At 63.6% G+C, this 19,499-nt stretch carries 14 protein-coding genes; 2 read left to right on the top strand and 12 right to left on the bottom strand.

Annotated features, from left to right (window positions below; genetic code table 11):
- Positions 1–207: 207 nt before the first annotated feature.
- Complete coding sequence (gene astB, locus AB5Y47_RS16360) at positions 208–1,545, bottom strand: N-succinylarginine dihydrolase (protein ID WP_049637263.1); 1,338 nt, start codon at positions 1,543–1,545, stop codon at positions 208–210.
- 360 nt (positions 1,546–1,905) lie between these two features.
- Between astB and topA the strand changes: the two genes are divergently transcribed.
- Positions 1,906–4,527: a type I DNA topoisomerase gene (gene topA / locus AB5Y47_RS16355; protein WP_010673895.1), complete on the top strand. Its 2,622-nt coding sequence runs from the start codon at positions 1,906–1,908 to the stop codon at positions 4,525–4,527.
- A gap of 115 nt (positions 4,528–4,642) precedes the next feature.
- On the top strand, positions 4,643–4,813 hold the full coding sequence (locus AB5Y47_RS16350; protein ID WP_164882955.1) for a hypothetical protein: 171 nt from the start codon (positions 4,643–4,645) through the stop codon (positions 4,811–4,813).
- Positions 4,814–4,895: 82 nt separating this feature from the next.
- Here AB5Y47_RS16350 and AB5Y47_RS16345 read toward each other — a convergent pair whose 3' ends face one another.
- The 11 genes from AB5Y47_RS16345 to rimO all read right to left on the bottom strand — a co-directional run bounded on the left by AB5Y47_RS16345 (position 4,896) and on the right by rimO (position 19,388).
- On the bottom strand, positions 4,896–5,246 hold the full coding sequence (locus AB5Y47_RS16345; RefSeq protein ID WP_368178986.1) for an MGMT family protein: 351 nt from the start codon (positions 5,244–5,246) through the stop codon (positions 4,896–4,898).
- 66 nt (positions 5,247–5,312) lie between these two features.
- Positions 5,313–6,866, bottom strand: a complete 1,554-nt coding sequence (locus AB5Y47_RS16340; RefSeq protein ID WP_368220396.1) for a methyl-accepting chemotaxis protein — start codon at positions 6,864–6,866, stop codon at positions 5,313–5,315.
- 192 nt (positions 6,867–7,058) lie between these two features.
- Positions 7,059–8,915 carry a beta-N-acetylhexosaminidase gene (locus tag AB5Y47_RS16335; protein ID WP_368220394.1) on the bottom strand — a complete coding sequence of 619 codons (1,857 nt, stop codon included), beginning with the start codon at positions 8,913–8,915 and terminating at the stop codon, positions 7,059–7,061.
- Positions 8,916–8,982: 67 nt separating this feature from the next.
- Positions 8,983–9,855, bottom strand: a complete 873-nt coding sequence (locus AB5Y47_RS16330) for a BadF/BadG/BcrA/BcrD ATPase family protein (protein WP_010673900.1) — start codon at positions 9,853–9,855, stop codon at positions 8,983–8,985.
- A 104-nt stretch (positions 9,856–9,959) separates the two neighbouring features.
- Complete coding sequence (locus AB5Y47_RS16325) at positions 9,960–11,687, bottom strand: glycoside hydrolase family 9 protein (RefSeq protein WP_368220393.1); 1,728 nt, start codon at positions 11,685–11,687, stop codon at positions 9,960–9,962.
- Between the two features lie 107 nt (positions 11,688–11,794).
- Positions 11,795–12,793, bottom strand: a complete 999-nt coding sequence (locus AB5Y47_RS16320; RefSeq protein WP_039040529.1) for an ABC transporter ATP-binding protein — start codon at positions 12,791–12,793, stop codon at positions 11,795–11,797.
- A gap of 11 nt (positions 12,794–12,804) precedes the next feature.
- A complete protein-coding gene (locus tag AB5Y47_RS16315; protein ID WP_109422553.1) occupies positions 12,805–13,827 on the bottom strand; it encodes an ABC transporter ATP-binding protein in 1,023 nt (340 codons plus the stop codon).
- Positions 13,824–14,729 carry an ABC transporter permease gene (locus AB5Y47_RS16310; protein ID WP_368220391.1) on the bottom strand — a complete coding sequence of 302 codons (906 nt, stop codon included), beginning with the start codon at positions 14,727–14,729 and terminating at the stop codon, positions 13,824–13,826. The genes AB5Y47_RS16315 and AB5Y47_RS16310 overlap by 4 nt, the downstream gene beginning before the upstream one ends.
- Position 14,730: 1 nt before the next feature.
- Positions 14,731–15,714, bottom strand: a complete 984-nt coding sequence (locus AB5Y47_RS16305; protein WP_010673905.1) for an ABC transporter permease — start codon at positions 15,712–15,714, stop codon at positions 14,731–14,733.
- A 117-nt stretch (positions 15,715–15,831) separates the two neighbouring features.
- Entirely contained in the window at positions 15,832–17,514 is a 1,683-nt protein-coding gene (locus AB5Y47_RS16300; RefSeq protein ID WP_039040531.1) for an ABC transporter substrate-binding protein, read from the bottom strand.
- Positions 17,515–18,059: 545 nt separating this feature from the next.
- A complete protein-coding gene (gene rimO, locus AB5Y47_RS16295; RefSeq protein WP_010673908.1) occupies positions 18,060–19,388 on the bottom strand; it encodes a 30S ribosomal protein S12 methylthiotransferase RimO in 1,329 nt (442 codons plus the stop codon).
- Positions 19,389–19,499: the final 111 nt, after the last annotated feature.

Here is a 19,499-nt window from a genome sequence, read left to right as displayed (position 1 = left end):
AGGTCGTGATCAAGGCTCATGTGCTGCTCGGAATCCTCATGTGTATCTACACACTCCGGTTCCTGCGCTGCTCTTCACCTTGCTGACGATCTCTCGCTACAGCTCGTGAACAGGTTTTATAGCTCAGTGCAAAGGACTAAAAAGAGAGCCGAGCATTGCCCGGCTCTCTTTTTTTATTGCGTCGGCTCTGCAGGCCGATGGCGCACCTCAGCGTTGGAAGGGGTAGACGGAACCCAGTTTCAGGATCTGGGTCAGCTCGTCCAGGGCGGTGCGGGTCTCCAGCACCAGGGACGGGTCGCGCAGATCGTCCAGCGCCAGGCTGTCGCGATAGTGCTTCTCGACCCACTGATCCAGGCGGGCAAACTGGTTGTCGGTGATGAGGCAGGCCGGGTTGACCGCGGCGAGCTCGGTGTCGTTCATGGCGACCCGCAGGCGCAGACAGGCGGGGCCGCCGCCGTTTCTCATGCTCTGCTTCACGTCCATGTAGTGGACGTCCTTGATGGGGGTGCCCAGGGTCACCAGCCTGGCCAGATAGGCGGACACCGCCGGGTTGTCGCGGCATTCGGTGGGGGCGATGATCGCCATCTCGCCGGATGGCAGGGTGAGGATCTGGGTGTTGAACAGGTAGGACTTCACCGCATCCTGCACCGACACCTCTGCAGTCGGCACCTCGATGAAATGCAGTTCCCCGTCGCCGAACTTGGTACGCACCTCGGCCAGCGCAGCCTCGGTATTGAGGAACGCCTGCTGGTGGAAGAAGAGCACGTTCTGGTTGCCCACCGCGATGACGTCGTTGTGGAACACCCCCTGATCGATCACGTCCGGGTTCTGCTGGATGAAGACCGCACTCTCATCCCCCAGGCCATGCAGGCGGGCGATGGCCTGGCTCGCTTCCAGGGTCTGGCGGGCCGGATAGCGTTTGGGGGCGGGCTGGGAGACGTCGAAGGCGCTGCGGCCATAGACGAACAGCTCGACCCCCGCTTCGCCATAGGCGCGGCACAGCCGGGTGTGGTTGGCGGCGCCTTCGTCACCGAAGTGGTCGTTCTCCGGCAGATGCTGGTGGTGATAGAAGTGGCGATCGTTGTTGAACACGGCCCGCAGGATGCGCCCGGTCACCTCGGGCTCCAGGGAGCGGTGGAACTTGTTGGTCAGGTTGGCGGGGGTGAAGTGAATGCGGCCATCCTGGGTGTCGGCGCTCGGGGAGACGGTGGCGGCGTTGGCGGTCCACATGCTGGAGGCGGAGTAGCAGGCGGCCAGCACGGCGGGGGCCTGTCTGGCGGCCTGGGTCAGGACGCTGGCGTCGTTGCCGGTGAAGCCCAGGCGGCGCAGGGTCGCGAGATCCGGCCTCTCCTGAGGGGCCAGCACGCCCTGTACCATGCCGAGGTCGGTCAGCGCCTTCATCTTGCGCAGCCCCTGCTTGGCCGCTTCCTTGGGGTTGGAGGCCTCTTTGGCGTTGCTCTGGGAGGCGACGTTGCCATAGGAGAGGCCGGCATAGTTGTGGGTGGGGCCGACCAGGCCGTCGAAGTTGACCTCGAAGTGCTTCATGATCACATCCTTTCGATTTTTATATGGGGAGCGGTTCCTTCCGCGCACAAAGCTGCGGTGTGCGGCCATTATAAAGAGATTTCATCCTTTGTAACAAGCTGATAACCAGAATGGGTTTTTATGTCACAAGGGTGGCTGGATATGTCATTTCCAATCTAAAAAAGGGGGGGATATAGCATAAAAACAAAAAAGCGGTTGCTTCCCGCGCCCCGGCTTCGCATTAATAAATAAAGAAGCAGGGCGGTTCGGGCTGTCGGGCAAATTGACCCGCAAGATTGCTTTTTCCCGTCAAATCTCTTATACAGCCCCACAAAACCGCACGCCAACCCCGTCGGGTGCAATGAGGATAATAGTTACAGCATGGGCAAATCACTGGTCATCGTGGAGTCTCCGGCCAAGGCCAAGACCATCAACAAATATTTGGGCAAGGACTACGTGGTGAAATCCAGCGTAGGCCACGTGCGCGATCTGCCGACCAGCGGCAGCGCCAGCACCGAGCCCAAAAAACCTGTCATTCGCGGCATCAAGCTCAGCGAATCCGAGAAGGCGGCCAAGGATCGCAACGCCCTGTTCTCAAGGATGGGCATCAACCCGACCGCAGGCTGGCAGGCCAACTACCAGATTTTGCCCGGCAAGGAAAAAGTGGTCAGCGAGTTGCAAAGTCTGGCCGCCAAGGCCGACACCATCTATCTCGCAACCGACTTGGATAGAGAGGGGGAAGCGATCGCCTGGCACCTGCGCGAGATCATCGGTGGCGACGACAGCCGCTACAAGCGCGTGGTGTTCAACGAGATCACCAAGAGCGCCATCCAGGAGGCGTTCGCCCAGCCGTCCGAGTTGAACATTCATCGCGTCAACGCCCAGCAGGCCCGTCGTTTCCTCGACCGGGTGGTGGGTTACATGGTCTCCCCGCTCTTGTGGAAGAAGCTGGCCCGCGGCCTCTCCGCCGGTCGGGTGCAATCCGTCGCGGTGCGCCTCATCGTCGACAAGGAGCGCGAGATCAAGGCGTTCGTGCCGGTGGAGTTCTGGGATCTCAACGCCGACCTGCTCACAGCCGAGAAGAGCGAGCTGCGCATGGAGGTGGTCAGCCGCAACGGTGCCGACTTCAAGCCGGTGACCCAGGCCGAGACCTTCGCCGCCGTAGCGGCCCTGGAAGGGGTCGACTACAAGGTGGTCAACCGGGAAGACAAGCCGACCGGCTCCAAGCCGTCCGCTCCCTTCATCACGTCCACCTTGCAGCAGGCCGCTTCTACTCGTCTGAGCTTCGGGGTCAAGAAGACCATGATGATGGCCCAGCGTCTCTATGAAGCGGGTTACATCACCTATATGCGTACCGACTCCACCAACCTCAGCAAAGAGGCGGTGGACGCGGTGCGGGAATACATCGGCGAGCAGTATGGTGCCGCCTACCTGCCGAGCGAGCCGAACCTCTACGGCGCCAAGGCCAATGCCCAGGAGGCCCACGAGGCGATCCGCCCCTCCAGCGTCCAGGTGACTGCCGAGATGCTGGAAGGGATGGAGCCCGATGCCATGCGGCTCTATGACCTCATCTGGCGCCAATTTGTCGCCTGCCAGATGACCCCGGCCCAGTACGACTCCTCGACCCTGACCGTCAAGGCAGGGGAGTTCGAGCTCAAGGCCCGTGGTCGCACCTTGCGCTTCGCCGGCTGGACCAAGGCCCTGCCGCCCATGGGCCGCAAGGGTGAAGACAGCCAGCTGCCGGCGGTGACCGTTGGCGAGGTGCTGAAACTGGTCAAGCTGGATCCGCGCCAGCACTTCACCAAGCCGCCCGCCCGCTTCACCGAAGCGGCCCTGGTACGCGAGCTGGAAAAGCGCGGCATCGGCCGTCCGTCCACTTACGCCTCTATCATCTCCACCATCGTCGACCGTGGGTATGTGCGGGTCGAGAGCCGCCGCTTCTTCGCCGAGAAGATGGGGGAGATCGTCACCGACCGCCTGGTGGAAAACTTCGTCGAGCTGATGAACTACGAGTTCACCGCCAAGATGGAAGACAAGCTCGACGGCATCGCCGAGGGGAGCCTGGAGTGGAAGAAGGTGCTCGACGCCTTCTACGCCGAGTTCACCCAGGAGCTGGAGCAGGCCGACAAGCCCCATGAAGAGGGAGGCATGCGTGCCAACCAGATGGTGCTGACCGACATCGACTGCCCGGATTGTGGCCGCAAGATGGGTATCCGTACCGCCACCACCGGCGTCTTCCTCGGCTGCTCCGGCTATGCCCTGCCGCCCAAGGAGCGTTGCAAGAAGACCATCAACCTGGTCAGTGCGGACGAGTTCGTCTCCGCCACCGACGGGGACGAGGCGGAAACCGATGCCCTGCGAGCCAAGCATCGTTGCGGGATCTGCGGCACCGCCATGGACGCCTACATCATCGACGACAGCCGCAAGCTGCACGTCTGCGGTCGCAACCCGGATTGCGATGGCTACGAGGTGGAGCAAGGGCAGTTCAAGCTCAAGGGCTACGAAGGGCCGAGCATCGAGTGCGATCGCTGCGGCTCCGAGATGCAGCTCAAGAACGGCCGTTTCGGCAAATACATGGGTTGCACCAACGAGAGCTGCAAGAACACCCGCAAGATCCTGAAAAATGGCGACATTGCGCCGCCGAAAGAGGATCCGGTACCCCTGCCCGAGCTGAAATGCACCCAGTCCGACGCCCACTTCGTGCTGCGGGACGGCGCCGCCGGCCTCTTCCTGGCCGCCAGCAACTTCCCCAAATCCCGCGAGACCCGTGCGCCCCTGGTGGAGGAGCTCAAGCGCTTCCGTGATCGCCTCTCCCCCAAGCACCAGTACCTGGCGGACGCCCCGGCGTCAGATCCTGACGGAAACGCCTCCGTGGTGCGCTTCAGCCGCAAGACCAAGGAGCAGTACGTGATGACCGAGGTCAACGGCAAGGCGACCGGCTGGACAGCCCATTACGACAACGGAAAATGGCAGGAGAGCCTGCCCAAGGCGAAGAAAGCCTGATGGCGACGCCGCTCACGGCATGATGAAAGAGGCCCCTTGCGAGGGGCTTCTTTGTTGGTGGATGGCGATATACTGGAATGGCTGCATGGATGGCAGCGCAAGACAGGGAGTTGTCATGGAGATACATGAAATACGGCCGGGCATGACCTGCCTGACCCGTGAAGGGACAGCCTATGTGCTGGAGGTGGACAGACAGAGTCTGCTGGTGCTCTTGCAACGGGAGGATGAGACCATCCCGGTACAGGTGCGCAGCGATGACATTCTGGGGCCCATTGCCGGCGACTAGGGAAGAGAACGTGACGGAGGGCGACCACAGAGGCCCTCCCTTTGTTGCAAGAGCCCCCATCCCTTCGGGCGTGCCAGCCTCGTCAGAAGGGAACCAGAAAGAGCAGCTCGGCCAGGTCGGGCTGCCACTGCCACTCCCGCATCCTGACCCGCCCGCCAATCACGGGCACCCCCTCTTCCTGCAGCAGCCCCGCTTGCTTGTCAAAGCCTGCGGATCCTTTTGGCAGCGAAATGGTGCCTGCCGCCCCCAGCACCCGGTGCCAGGGCAGCATCTTGTCGGTCTCCCGCAAGACTTTTCCCACCAGTCGTGCCCGTCCGGGCAGGCCCGCGAGATCCGCCACCTGGCCGTAGCTCACCACGCGGCCGGGGGGGATCAGGGCCAGGATCGCCTCGATGCGGGCCGTCTTGTCCAGGGGGGGCGCGTTCGTTCTCATGATGATGGCTCGTCAAAAACAACAGAAGCGCCATTGTGGCGCTTCTGTCATGGGGCTTGCAATCTGTCAGCCGAAGGTCTGGCTCAGTCCCCTGAGCTCGCGGGCCCGCCTGAGCAGCTCCTGGCTGGAGTCGTCCACCGCCTGGATCTTCTGGCTGTTGGCGCGGGAGTATTCGGAGATCTGGTGGATGTTGCGGCTGATCTCCTCCACCACCACCTGCTGCTGCTCCGCGGCGGCGGCGATCTGGGTGGAGAATTCGGTCACCTGATCGATTTCACCCAGCACCAGGTGCAGGTTGCCTGATCCCTGGCGGGTCATCTCGACGCATTCGCGGGTCTGGGCCAGGTTGTCCTGCATCATGCCCTGCCAGCGCTCCAGGGTGTGCTGGATCTGGCTGATGCTGCCCTGGATCTGCTCGGTCGCCTTGTGGGTACGGGTCGACAGGGTGCGCACCTCGTCCGCCACCACCGCAAAGCCGCGCCCCTGCTCGCCGGCACGGGCGGCTTCGATGGCGGCGTTGAGGGCTAGCAGGTTGGTCTGCTCGGCGATGCCCTGGATTTCACCCATCACGCTGCCAATGCGCTCCGACTCGCTGGCGAGCTCCACCGCGGAGTGGAAGGCCTGCTCCGCCTGGCTGGCCAGCCTGGTCATCTGCTGCTGGGTCTGGTCCAGCTGTTCCACCGTGCTCTGGCAACTGCTGCGTGCCTCGGTCACCTGGCCGTTGGTGTCCTGGATGTTGCGGGCAATCTCGTGGGCGGTGCTGGCCATCTGGGTCATGGCGGCCGCCATCTGCTGGGTCTGGGCATCCTGCTCGTTGATGTCGAGGAAGGCGCGGTGTGAGGAGTCCTGCAGATCGGTTGCCAGGGCCTGAAGCGGATGGGTGGCATCGTCGACCCGCCCCAGCACGGTGCGGATCCGGGCCTGCAGCATCTTCAGGTGAAAATCGGCGATGGCACCCGGGGCATCCCCCGAATAGACCAGCCGGGTCAGGCTGTCATATTGCTGACCGAGCTGCCTGAGATAGCGGGGCAGGGCGATGAGTTCGCGCCAGTAGGCGCCCGCAATGGCGAGGGGGGGAAGCAGCATCAGCAGCGCGGTGAGGGGGCCCTGGGTGAGGGCGGCCCAGACCAGCAGCGCCAGCAGCGGCAGGCCGAGCATCAGCGGCCTGAAACGGCACAGCGAGGGGCGGGCCGGGGTGCCCCGTTGCTCGGCCGAAAGCAGGGCCCGATAGGCCTGGGCGGCTGCCTGCTTGAGCTGGGGGTCGGGCTTGCAGCGCACCGACTGGTAGCCGCTTATCTTGCCGTGCTCGTAGATGGGGGTGACGTAGGCGTCGACCCAGTAATAGCGGCCATCCTTGCAGCGGTTTTTCACCACTCCCCGCCAGGGGTTGCCTTCCTTGAGGCGATCCCAGAGGTCGGCGAAGGCGGCCTTGGGCATGTCGGGGTGGCGAACCAGGTTGTGGTTGTGGCCGACCAGTTCATCGACCTGGTAACCGGCGATGCGGCAGAAGGCGGGGTTGGCGTAGGTAATGACGCCGCGCAGATCCGTGGTGGAAACGAGTTGCACGTCGGCGGGAAATTCCACTTCACTGTCCACGACCTGGGCGTGTTTGCGGGCCATAAGGGTAAGCTCCGATCTGTTTGCTGATTGTTATTGTGGCGGAACCGCAGGGAGGTGCATCCCCTGTCTGGTTTCATCGGGGGCCTTATTTTGCCAACAAAGGCAGATGAAAAGTAGGGGCTAGGTTGGGTTTTTGTTGTCGATGGGTAAAAAAACGGCGACCAAAAGGTCGCCGAAAAGAAAAAGATAACACTACCTCTGTGGCACCCGGTAACGCACTTGCAACTGGTCGAGGATGTGCAGCTGGCCGGGCAGACGGGCGACGAAGTGCTCCCACACCTTGCGGGCGGGAGTGCTCCAGGCCACCTCTGCCGTGGCCAGCATGCGCGGGAACAACATGTAGTCGAGACGATCGCGAGAGGTGATCAGTTCCGACCACAAGGGGCTCAGCACCCCCAGGATGTTATCGTTGGCATGGAAATCGGCCGGGGCAGGATCGCATGCATGCACCTGCGCCAGGTTGAGGGTACCCGCCCAGTAGAGTCCCGGCTCGTGGATGTCCTGACTCCAGGCGAGATCCAGATAGAGGTGCTGGGCAGGCGCCATCACCACGGGGTAACCGGATGCGGCGGCATCCAGGCCGGCCTGGAAGCTGGTCCAGGCGAAGACGGTGGCCTCCCGGCTCACCTTGTCACCGTGAAGTATCTCCTCCCACCCCAGCATCTGCTTGCCCTTGCCAGCCAGGTAGTGCTGGCAGTGGCGCAGCAGGTGGCCCTGCAGCTCGCGGCAATCCTGATACCCTTGCTCGGCCATCAGCTGCTGGCAGGCGGGACTGTCGGTCCAGACGCCGGTGGGCACTTCGTCCCCCCCCATGTGAACCTGACTCCCGGGGAAGAGATCGCACACCTCGTCCATCACGGCGTCCAGGAACCGGTAGGTGCCGGGCAGTGCCGGGTTAAGCACGTTGTCGTCGAAATATTGCACCGAGAGGTAGCGGGAGCGGTCTGCCTCTTCCACCAGCAGCTCGGGTAGCACCTTGATGGCGGCGTGACAGTGCCCCGGGATGTCTATTTCCGGAATGATGGTGATGCCAAGCCCGGCCGCGTAGGTGACCAGCTCGCGCACCTCGCTCTGGGTGTAGTAACCGCCATAAGGGTCGGGGCCGCCGCTCAGCTGGGGCCCCACCGCCAGGCCATGGCCGCGCCAGGCTCCCACGGCGGTCAGCTGGGGGAAGGCCTTGATCTCCAGGCGCCACCCCTCGTCGTCGGTCAGGTGCCAGTGGAAGCGGTTGAACTTGTAGAGGCTCATCTGCTTGAGCAGGCGCTTGAGGGTGGCGATGGAGTGGAAGTGGCGGGCACAGTCGAGGAAGATGCCGCGAAAACCGAAGCGCGGTGCATCCCGCACCGTCAGGCAGGGCAGGCTCTCTCCGTGTTGGAGCGCCCACTGGGCCAGGCTGACCAGCCCGTGGCGCCAGCCCGCCTCGCCGGCGGCCCGGATGACGATCTCCTCAGGGGTGATGGTGAGCTCATACCCCTCGGGGGGAAGTGTCGCCTCGACGAGGTGGATCTCCGCATCGTGATCCTGGGTCAGGGCCAGGCCCGTCAGCTCGTTGAAATGGGCGAGCAGGGAGGCGAGGGGTACGGGGCCGTCGACGTGGGCCCGCTCGGCCAGCCGGAAGTTGCCTTCTGTATAAATCAGGTGGGCGGGCTGGGGCACGAGGCCGTTGACGGCCTCCACCTGTGGCAGGTCGGGGCCCGGGGAGGGCGGGTTGGTCAGGCCAAGGTCTTCCCCCTCCAGCACCAGGGGTTGCAGCTGTCCCTTGCTCTCCAGGCTCAGGAAGAAACCCTTGGGCATATCGGAGTCATGCTTGAGCGGGGTGTTGCGACAACAGAAGCGCAGCTCGCTCACCCCCTCATGGGGCACCATGACCTTGTAACTGCCGCTCTGGCGCTCCAGGGAGCCCCCTTCGATCGAGTGGGGATCGATCTGGCGGGCGAGGCAGAAGTGGAGTTTCCAGGGGGCTGCTGGCAGTTGGCTCAGGGTGAAGCGAAACCAGACATCGTCACCGTCACGGTGATCGACCCGGGTGTGGATCAGGGGTGCGGACATGGGAATTCCTCTGATGGGGTGAAGGAAACGGGAGCCTGTCCCGTAGGTGTTGTCGGCCCGGCAAGGCTCAGGGATGCAGACATGGCAGCGCCTCCGTCCTGGCAAACAGGATGGCCCCCTCCAGCGCGTCGCGCTTGGGGGCGACCAGATGGAAGTGGCCCAGACGGGGGGCGAGGCGCGTGCCGATGCCGCCCAGCAGGGCGATCCGGTCTGCCCCGAGCTGGGTCATGCCCTCCAGCAGCATGCCGAGCTGGGCACAGGTCTCATCCAGCAGGGCGGTGGCGAGATCGTCCCCGTCGCTCGCGGCATCGAACACCCAGGGGGCGAAGCGGCCATAGTCGGCCGGGATGGCGCGCGCAGCCCAGCGCACCACCTCGGCCTGATCCCGCTTGAAGTGATCCATCAGGCGCACCGCCAGGGTGCTGGGGGGCAGGATGCCGTCGTGGCAGAGCAGGGATTGCTGGATGGCGCGCAGCCCGAGCCAGGCGCCGCTGCCGAGATCCGAGACGGGGAATCCGCGGCCCGAGCAGGTGCGAAGGCGTCCCTCCCGGTAGATGAGCCCCGCCGAGCCGGTGCCCGCGATCAGGATGGCCCCCTCCTGGCCGTCGAAGGCGCCGAGGCAGGCACCAAAGGCATCGGAGGTGAGCTTCACCCGCGCAAACGGGAAGGGCATGGTCAGCATGGCGTGGTAGCAGTCGGCGAGCTCGGCGGAGGCGAGTGCGAGCCCGACTCCCATCCGCTGTTCGCTCTCCCTGGGCAGACCCGCGTCGATGCGGGCCTGATCGATGGCAGCCAGCACATGGCCGTGGGCGAGGGCGATGCCCAGCTCCAGGTTGGAGCCGGCGGCGCGCCCCTCGCCGAGCAGCTTGCCTGCGTTGTTGCGAATGCGGGCCCGGGTGTGGGTGCCGCCGCCATCCACCCCGACCCAGAACTCAATCATGGGGGCCTCCCTGCGCGCTTTGCCAGGTGATGGCCAGGGTAAACCTGGCTGGCGGTATGGAGGAGCCAGGGCTCTCCCCGGTGCCAGTGATGTGTGAACCACTCTCAATCATGGTGGCCTCCTTGTGCGCTCTGCCAGGTGATGGCCAGGGCGAACCAGGCGGCGTGCGGGATCCATTGCTCCCCCCAGCGCCAGTTCTGATCCAGCCGATCCTTGTACGCCTCTGGAATAAAGGCCACGTCATTTTCGTCATCGAAGCCTGCGGTGATGCCGTTGCAGATCCCCCCCTGCGCATTGGGGTAGCCGGCGGTGTATTCCGGGTTGTTGATGCCCTGACCCGCCAGCATGCAGGCGTTGAAGGGGTTTCTCCCCAGGATCCAGTCGAGCTGCTGCTGGCCGAAGGTGCAGAGCAGTGCGCTCTGCCCGGGCAGGTGCTGTGCGGCAGCAAATGCTATGGTGGCGAGTGATGCCAGCCGGGCGTTCTCCCCCTGCCACCAGTAACCGGATTCGTTGTGGTGGGGCATGAAAAAGCTCACCCGGGGCGCCTCATCGACCCCTTTCACATACTGGCGGGCGAGGGCGAAGGGATTGCCTGCCCGGGCCGCGAGGGCCAGCTCGGCCGCCAGGGCCTGCTCGGCGACGGTCCGGGCCGCCCACTGGCGCGCCGGATCCGGCTCGATGGCGAGATACTCCAGCAGCGCCAGCACCGGCAGGCCCGCCTCGGCGGCGTGGTAGTAGGGGCGAGAGCCATCGTCGTTGGAGGCCCAATGGTGGCCGAGATCGGGGTGGGCGCGCTGGCGGGCGCACAGCCGGCCGGCTCGATCCCGTGCCTCGGCGAGCCACTCGGCGCCCAGCGTTCTGGTGAGCTCGACCGCCGCCAGCAGGGCGCAGTAGTCGTCGATGATGTTCTCGACCCCGTCGTCCAGGTAGGCGAGGTTGTGCTCGCGCAGGTGCAGGTAGCCGCGTCTGGCCGCGTCGGCGTACTGGCTTGTGTCAAGGTCGCCGCCACTCGGTTCCCGGGCGGCGCGGGCCAGGGCGGCGATGGCCATGCCACCCCCCTGGCGAAAGCCCGCCTGCCAGTGGGCGGACTTGATCCCCTGCTGGGTCGCATAGGCGCACAGCTCCCGCTGCTCGGGATCCTTGCTCCACTTGTCGAACAGGGTCATGTAGAAAAAGCCGCTCTCGTCCTGCATCCGGCAGAGAAAATCTGCCCCGTGCAGCCCCTCGTCATTGAGCCGTTTACACAGGTTCATCCCGTCGATGTCGCGACGTGTCGCCAGGAGTTCCCTGCACTTGAGCAGGGACCAGACCACCATGGGGGTCTGCTGGGGATTGAGGTAGTTGGCGTAGGAGAGGTGACTCAGGTACTTGCTCATGTCGCCGCTGGCGTCGAACCAGCCGCCATGTACGTCCCGGCGCTGATCGGTGCCAAACAGGCGTGCCCTGCGGTCCGCCCGGTCGAAGGTGCCGCTGGCGCGTTGTCCCTTGAAGTAGTGGATGACATCGGAGAGGCAGCGGCGCGCCAGCAGCCCCCGGCCGATGGCAAAGGGGGGGGAGCGCACCAGGCGCTCCTGCGCTCCCGTGGTCACGACGGCCTCCAGCCGGTAGTGGCCGGGCTCGGTGAAGGCGGAGAAATCGGCCCGCCAGTAGTGGCGCCCCTGCCAGCCGGGGACGCATCCCGCTGCCACCAGCGGCGTCTCCAGCAAAAGGTGGTCGTCCTCCTGGCGCAGCAACCTGACGTGGCCGCGGATATCGAGGTCGGCGCCGCACTGCAGCAGGGCGCTCTTCTCCCCGTCACATTCGTAACCCACCTGGTTGATCAAAAGTTCCATCAAGGTCTTACTCCGAAGGCTCGCCCCTGGCGGGCGAAGCTCATTGCGGGGCCTTGCGGCCCCGACGCGAGGCATGGCCGGGCGACGGCGCCCGGCCGCGGGCCTGCTTACCCCTGTTCGTGGAGGTAGCAGCGCACGAAGTGGTTGTCGGCGAGCCGGGTCACCGGCGGCAGGCTCTCCTTGCAACGGGGCATGGCCTGATGGCAGCGCCCGGCGAAGGGACAGCCGCGGGATTCCGGGGTCCAGAGCGGGATTTCCCCCTTGCGGCCTCCCTCCAGCTCGGCGTGGATGCTCTTCTCGGGGTCCGGCACCGCCGAGATGAGCAACTGGGTGTAGGGGTGCTGGGGGTGGTGCAGGATCTCGTCCACTTCTCCCCACTCCACCATGTGACCCACGTACATCACCGCCAGATCTTCTGCCACGTAGCGGGCGGTGGCGATGTCGTGGGTGATGTAGAGCATGGAGACGCCGAGCTCGTTCTTCATCTGCTCCATCAGGTTGAGGATACCGATGCGAATGGAGACGTCGAGCATGGAGGTGGGTTCGTCCGCCAGCACCACTTCCGCCTCCACCGCCAGGTTGCGGGCGATGTTGACCCGCTGGCGCTGGCCGCCGGAGAGCTGGTGCGGGTACTTGGCCGCGGTCGCCTTGGCGGGAGTCAGCCCCACCTTTTCAAGGAGGCCATAGACCATGTCGGGCAGATCCCGCTTGTCGCTCACCTTGCTGTGCAGCAGCAGGGGGCGGGCGATGTGGTGGTAGATGGTGTGGGTCGGATTCAATGAACCGAACGGATCTTGCCACACCATCTGCACGCTCTGGCGATAGTCCAGCAGGGCGGTGCCCTTGTTGAACTCCTCGAGGTCGCGGCCACGGTAGAGGATGCGGCCGTTGGAGAGCTTGTACATCTTGGCGATGATCTTGGCGATGGTGCTCTTGCCGGAGCCGGATTCCCCCACCACTGCCAGGGCGCGGCCCCGGTGCAGGTTGAAGGTGATGTCGGACAGCGCCCGCATCTTGCCGCTCTTGATGGCGTTGGAGTTGACGGCGAAGTCCTTGTAGAGGTGCTGGACCTCGATGATGGGCGCGTCGGTTTGGGCGATTTGCATGACAGACATCCTTAACAGCCAGCGGCCTTGTCCAGATGGATCGGAAGATCCGGTTGTTCCTCTGCTGCCTCATGAAGGTGGCAGGCAGCCTGTTGGCCGGGCCGGATCTCGGCCAGCCGGGTGTATTCCTGGCGGCAGCGCGCGTGCACCTTGGCGCAGCGTGCCTGGAAGCGGCAGCCGACCGGCACCTCCAGCAGGTTGAGGGGGCTGCCAGGGATCCCCTCCAGCACGGTCTTGGGCCCATGCAGGGGGGGGAAGGAGTTGCCAAGGCCCCGGGTGTAGGGGTGCAGGGGCGCGGTCAGGATCGCCTTGGCCGGCGCCACCTCCACCAGTTCCCCCGCGTACATGATGCCGATGCGATCGCAGAACTCGACCATGAGCGAGAGGTCATGGGTGATGAAGAGGATGGAGAAGTTGAACTTCGCCTTGAGCGCATAGACCTTCTGCAAAATCTCCCGCTGCACCACCACGTCCAGCGCCGTGGTGGGCTCGTCCATGATCAAGAGCTCGGGGTTGAGGGCCATGGCGATGGCGATCACCAGCCGCTGGCGCATGCCGCCGGAGAACTGGTGCGGGTAGTCCTTGAGCCGGCTCGGGTGGATGTCGACGATCTCCAGCAGCTCCTGGGCGCGCTTGATCGCCTCATAGCGTGTCATGCCGGGGTTGTGGGCCAAGAGCACGTCGCAGAACTGCTCCTCCATGCGCAGCACGGGGTTGAGCGCATTCATGGCGGACTGGAATACCACGCTCGCCTGGCGCCAGCGGTAGCTGCGCAACCGCTCGTCGTCGAAGGCGAGGATGTTCTCTCCCTTGAACAGGATCTCGCCGCCGCTGATGTAGGCGGGCGGCTTGTGCAGCCTAGCTACCGAGAAGGCGACCGTGGACTTGCCGCAGCCGGACTCGCCGGCGAGGCCGAACACCTCACCCGGCATGATGTCAAAACTGACCGAATTGACGGCGCGCACGTCGCCGCTCTCGGTGATGTAGTCGACGCAGAGCTGGCGCACCGACAGCAGGGGTTGTTGCGGCTTCATGCTGTCTTCTCCTGAGCAGTGATGGGAGTGGCAAGCTGCTTCCAGCGACGCAGGCCCTTGTGGGAACGAAGCTGCGGGTTGGCGATTTCGTCGATGGCGAAGTTGAGCATGGCCAGGCCCGCCCCCAGGGTGGCGATGGCGAAGCAGGGGGCCAGGATCTCCCACCAGGCGCCCACCAGGATGGCGCTCGAGGTCTGGGCGTTGTAGAGCATGATGCCCCAGCTGACCACGGTCGGGTCGCCAAGGCCCAGGAACTCCAGGGTCGCCTCGGTGACGATGGCGTAGATGATGGACCCGATGAAGCTCACCCCGATGATGGAGATGAGGTTGGGCAGTATCTCCACCAGGATGATGCGCCAGGCCGGTTCACCCAGCACCTCGGCGGCGATGACGAACTCCTTCTCCCGCAGGGCCAGGGTCTGGGCGCGGATGACCCGGGCGCCATAGGCCCAGGAGGTCAACCCTATGATGAGGGCGATCACCATGGGGGAGGCCTCTCCGATGAAGCTTGCCAGCACCAGCAACAGGGGGAGGTTCGGGATCACCAGCACCACGTTCATCAGGAAGGTGAGGCACTCGTCCACCACGCCGCCGAAGTAGCCGGCGGTGATGCCCACCGTGATGGCCAGGGCGCACACCAGCAGGCCTGCCCCGAAGCCCACCATCAGGGAGATGCGGGCGCCGTTGGTGAACTGGGCCCAGAGATCGTGGCCCATGCGGTTGGAACCCATCACCAGCTCCACGCTGGGGGGCTGGTGGGGGCGGGCGACCCGCTTGGTGGGTTCGTTGCTGGCGAGCAGCGGGGCGAACAGGGCCATCAGCACGAAGGTGACCACGATGGCGAGGCCGAAGGCGGCCTTCTTGTTGCCCAGCAGGATTTTAAAGATAGTCGGCATACGCATCTTATTTGCCTCCTGTACGCAGACGGGGATCCAGGAAGACGTAGAGCACGTCCGCCAGAAAATTGAAGCTGAGCATGGTGATGGTCATGATGAGCAGTTGCCCCTGGATGAGGGGGTAGTCACGGGCCAGGATGCCCTGATAGAGGGTCAGTCCCAGGCCGGGGTAGTTGAAGATCACCTCGGTGATGAGGGATCCGCCGATGACGAAACCGAGTGCCATGGAGAGGGCGGTGACGCTGGGCAGCACGGCGTTGCGGGCGCCGTAGTTGAAGATCACCCGGTTGCTGGAGAGCCCCTTGGCCTTGGCCATGGTGATGTAGTCCTCGCCCAGCAGGTTGATCATGTTGTTGCGCATGGTGATGAGAAAACCCCCTACCTGCACCGCGGCCAGGGTGCCCACCGGCATGATGGCGTGCAGCAGGATGCTCTTGATGTGTTCCCAGCCAAAATCGGCGGGGATCTCGGGGCTGTAGGCGTAGCCGATGGGCAGCCAGCCGAGGCTCACTCCGAACAGGAAGAGGGCGAGCAGGGAGACTACCACGGGGGGGATGGCCTGCATCACCAGGGTGAGCGGGGAGAGGATGCTGTCCATGCGTCCGCCCCGGTACCAGGCGGCGAAGATGCCGACGATGGAGCCGATGGAGAAGCTCAGAATGGTGGAGGTGCCCACCAGGAACAGGGTCCAGCCGATGGCGCGGCCGAGGACGTCGGCAACCGGTTGGGGGTAGTAGCGCACCGAGGTGCCGAGATCCCAGGTGAAGACGCTCTTCACATAGGTGAGAAACTGGGTGCCGATGGGGCCGTCCACGAAACCGAAGGTGGCTTTGAGGGCTTCCAGCGCGGCGGGTTCCATCATGGCGCCGGCCCGGGCAAACATGACGGAGACGGGGTCCCCCGGCATGGCTCTGGGTAGCAGGAAGTTGATGGTGGCGGCCACCAGGAAGGCGACCAGATAGAAGGAGAAGCGTCTAAGTATAAATCCCATGGTGATACCTTTTACTGCAAGCCTGCCCCGCGCCGGGCAAAGCTCCCCCAACCCCGGCAGGTGCGGGGGATGGAAGACATGGCGGGGAAGAGGGCCCCCCGCAGGGGGCCGGGGTGATTAGCTGTTTGGCTTGAGTGACAGCACGTGCAGCAGACGCTCCGGGGTGTCCGGGTGAACCTGCGGCTTGGCGACCGGGTTGTCGGCACTGAACCAGCCGTTGAAGCGCTTGGTGCTGTATTCGTACCAGGTCGGGTTGTTGAACACCGGGATGATGGTCTGGTTGGCCCCGACACGCTCCTGGATGGCGAACATGATCTCCTTCTGCTTGGCCGCATCGGCGGTCTGGGTGAAGTCGTCGATCAGCTTGTCGAGCTCGGGATCCTTGTAGCGGGGCGCCGCGAAGCGGTTGCCGCGCTCACCCATGTTGCGGGAGTGGAAGGCGGTCTCGAAGTACTTGTGCGGGTTGGCACCGGCAAAGTAACCCTGCAGGGCGACGTCGAAGTCACCGGTGATCAGGGACTCGGTCCAGACGGTGGCTTCCGGGGTGGCGGTCTTGGCGTTCAGGCCCAGGGCTTGCAGGCCTTCGACCCCGATCTGGACGGTGTTGACCCAGTCGGTCCAGCCGTTCGGTACCAGCACCTTGAACTCGATCTTCTTGCAGCTCGGGGTGTCGAGGAACTTGTCGCCGTCACAGTCCTTGTAGCCCGCCTGTTTCAGCAGGGCCTTGGCCCCTTCCAGGTCGAACTTGTTGTACTTGCCGTACTTCTTCTCGACGTCCGGGTTGTCCCAGGAGGCGAATGCCTTGCCAAGCCCTGACGGGTACTCGTTGACGGTGGGGTAGCCGTAGCCCGCGATGTCCACCATGGACTGGCGGTCCATGGCCATGGAGAAGGCGCGGCGGAAGTTGATGTCGTTGAAGGCTTCGTGGTTGCCCGGGTTCTTGCTCTGGAAGTTGACGTTGAACGCCACTGTGCCGGAGGCGGGGAACCAGTACTTGTTGTTCTTCGGATCGTTGCCGACGTAGAGGCGCTCGATGTCCGGCACGAAGGAGCCGAACCAGTCCACGTCACCCTTCATCACGGCGGCCAGAACCTGATCGTTGGTGGCCATCTGCGGCATGCGCAGGCAGTCGATGGAGAGGCTGGCGTTGTCCCAGTAGTGCGGGTTGCGGCACTGGGTGTAGAGCTGGGCGGAGAAGTTGTCCACTTCGGTGAAGGGACCGGTCCCGACCGGCTTGTCGTTGGTGAAGGCCACCGGGTCTTTCACCGACTTCCACTGATGCTCCGGCACGATGGGCACCAGCACCAGGTCGTTCACCACGTTGGTGTTGACCTCGGCCAGGTCGAATTTGACCTTGTGGTCACCCAGCTTCTCGACACCCTTGATCTGAGTCCAGATGGAGCGCTCGTCCAGCGCCTTGTTGGCCTTGACCAGGTTGAAGGAGAAAAGGATGTCGTCGGCGGTGAAGGCTTCACCATCGGACCACTTGACCCCTTCGCGCAGGTCGAAGGTGACGGATTTCAGATCATCGCTGAAGGCGTAGTGGGTGGCCAGACGATAGACGGGTTTGCCACCCTGCATATCGTTGAAGATCACCAGCGGCTCATAGATGAAGTGACGGGTGGTGTGGAGCAGACCCGCTTGCAGGAAGGGGTTGAAGTTCTTGACCCATGCGGTTTCCTGCTGGGCAACCAGGGTCAGCACCGTCTTGTTGTCGGCGGCCATGGCTGTGCCGGTGGCACCGGCAAGCAGAGTTCCCAGCATGACTGAGGTTGCGATTTTGGATACTTTGGCAAGCATATTTTTTCCTTTCTTATTGGTCTTCCATGGTTTTGGAATGGAGCACCGATATCGCATGCTTGGATACCGGCCCTCGCTGTTGGTCAGGTTTTGCACCCTTGTAGTTGTGTCGTCCAACGCCCTTAGAAAAGCAGAATTAACAGGAAAACAACAACTCTTCATTTCGTCGATATCGTAAAAATTGCACGGCGCACGTCATTATCGTCAAAATGCATTTTAAATCCTTTTAAATTATAAAGTTGCGTTAATTCTCACAAAGTAAAAAGTCACCTTGCCACTCCCTGTGGCAACGATAATGTGAGCTGGATCGTGCTCGTTTTTTCCCCGTTGACATGGCTTATTTTTGTGCAGGAAACAAGCGGCTCATGTGGGCGGAGAGAAGTGTGCGCTGGTTCACGGGCACGTGCGAAAAGAGCAAGGAGAGGGAGACCGGTGACGAGGGGCGGCACAGGGGATGACAGGGGGGCATGCAAGAGCCTGACGGGCGGCGGACATTAAAAAAGCCAGTCGGTGAGACCGACTGGCTTTGAGGGGGAGTGGCGTGATTATTCCACCAGGCTGGCCCAGAGGTCGTACTCGTCCGCTTCGTCGATGCGGACCTTGACCATGTCGCCGGGCTTGAGGCCGGTTTCACCGTTCAGGTAGACCAGTCCGTCGATCTCGGGGGCATCGGCGGCGGAGCGGCCGGTGGCACCCTCTTCGTCCACCTCGTCGATCAGCACCAGCATCTCTTTGCCCACTTTACGGGCCAGCTTGCGGATGGAGACCTGCTGTTGCAGTTCCATGAAGCGCTGGAAGCGCTCTTCCTGCACCTCGGCCGGCACCGGATCCGGCAGCTCGTTGGCCTTGGCACCCTCGACCGGGCTGTATTTGAAGCAGCCAACCCTGTCCAGTTCCGCCTTGTCGATGAAGTCCAGCAGCATCTGGAACTCTTCCTCGGTCTCGCCGGGGAAGCCGACGATGAAGGTGGAGCGCAGGGTGATCTCGGGGCAGATCTCGCGCCACTTCTGGATGCGCTCCAGGGTGCGCTCGACGGAGCCGGGGCGCTTCATCAATTTGAGGATGCGCGGGCTGGCGTGCTGCAGCGGGATGTCGAGGTAGGGGAGGATCTTGCCGTCGCGCATCAGGGGGATGACGTCATCTACGTGCGGGTACGGGTAGACGTAGTGCAGGCGCACCCACATGCCGAGCTTGGCCAGCTCTTCGCACAGGGCCACCATGCTGGTCTTGACCGGCATGCCGTCGTAGAAACCGGTGCGGTGCTTGACGTCCACGCCGTAGGCGGAGGTGTCCTGGGAGATCACCAGGATCTCCTTCACGCCAGCCTCTTTCAGGCGCTTGGCCTCGGCCAGTACTTCGCCGATGGGGCGGCTCACCAGATCCCCGCGCATGGAGGGAATGATGCAGAAGGTGCAGCGGTGGTTGCAGCCTTCGGAAATCTTGAGATAGGCGTAGTGGCGCGGGGTCAGCTTGACGCCCTGGGCCGGCACCAGGCTGGTGAAGGGGTTGTGGGTGGGTTTTTCCACGTATTTGTGGACGTGGCCCAGCACCTCTTCATAGGCGTGGGGACCGGTTATTTCGAGCACCTTGGGGTGGATCTCGCGGATCTGGTTCTCTTTGGCACCCAGACAGCCGGTGACGATCACCTTGCCGTTCTCGGCCAGGGCCTCACCGATGGCTTCCAGGGACTCCTGCACCGCGCTGTCGATGAAGCCGCAGGTGTTGACCACCACCAGCTCCGCATCGTCATAGCTGGGCACCACGTCGTACCCTTCGGTACGCAGCTGGGTCAGGATGCGTTCGGAATCAACCAGGTTTTTGGGGCAACCCAAGGAGACGAATCCTACTTTGGGGGCCTGTTTTGTGTTGGACATCGCTCAATCACTCTTAGGTGGCTCTTATTCAAGGGCGCGGATTTTACCGGAATGGCTAACCAAAAACTATACAGCCGACACGTCGGAAGCGAACAATCTCTTTGCCCGGGG

This window comes from Aeromonas sp. R7-2 (assembly GCF_040908105.1).
Taxonomy (GTDB): Bacteria; Pseudomonadota; Gammaproteobacteria; order Enterobacterales; family Aeromonadaceae; genus Aeromonas; species Aeromonas caviae.
This window is presented reverse-complemented; position numbering and strand designations above follow the sequence as displayed.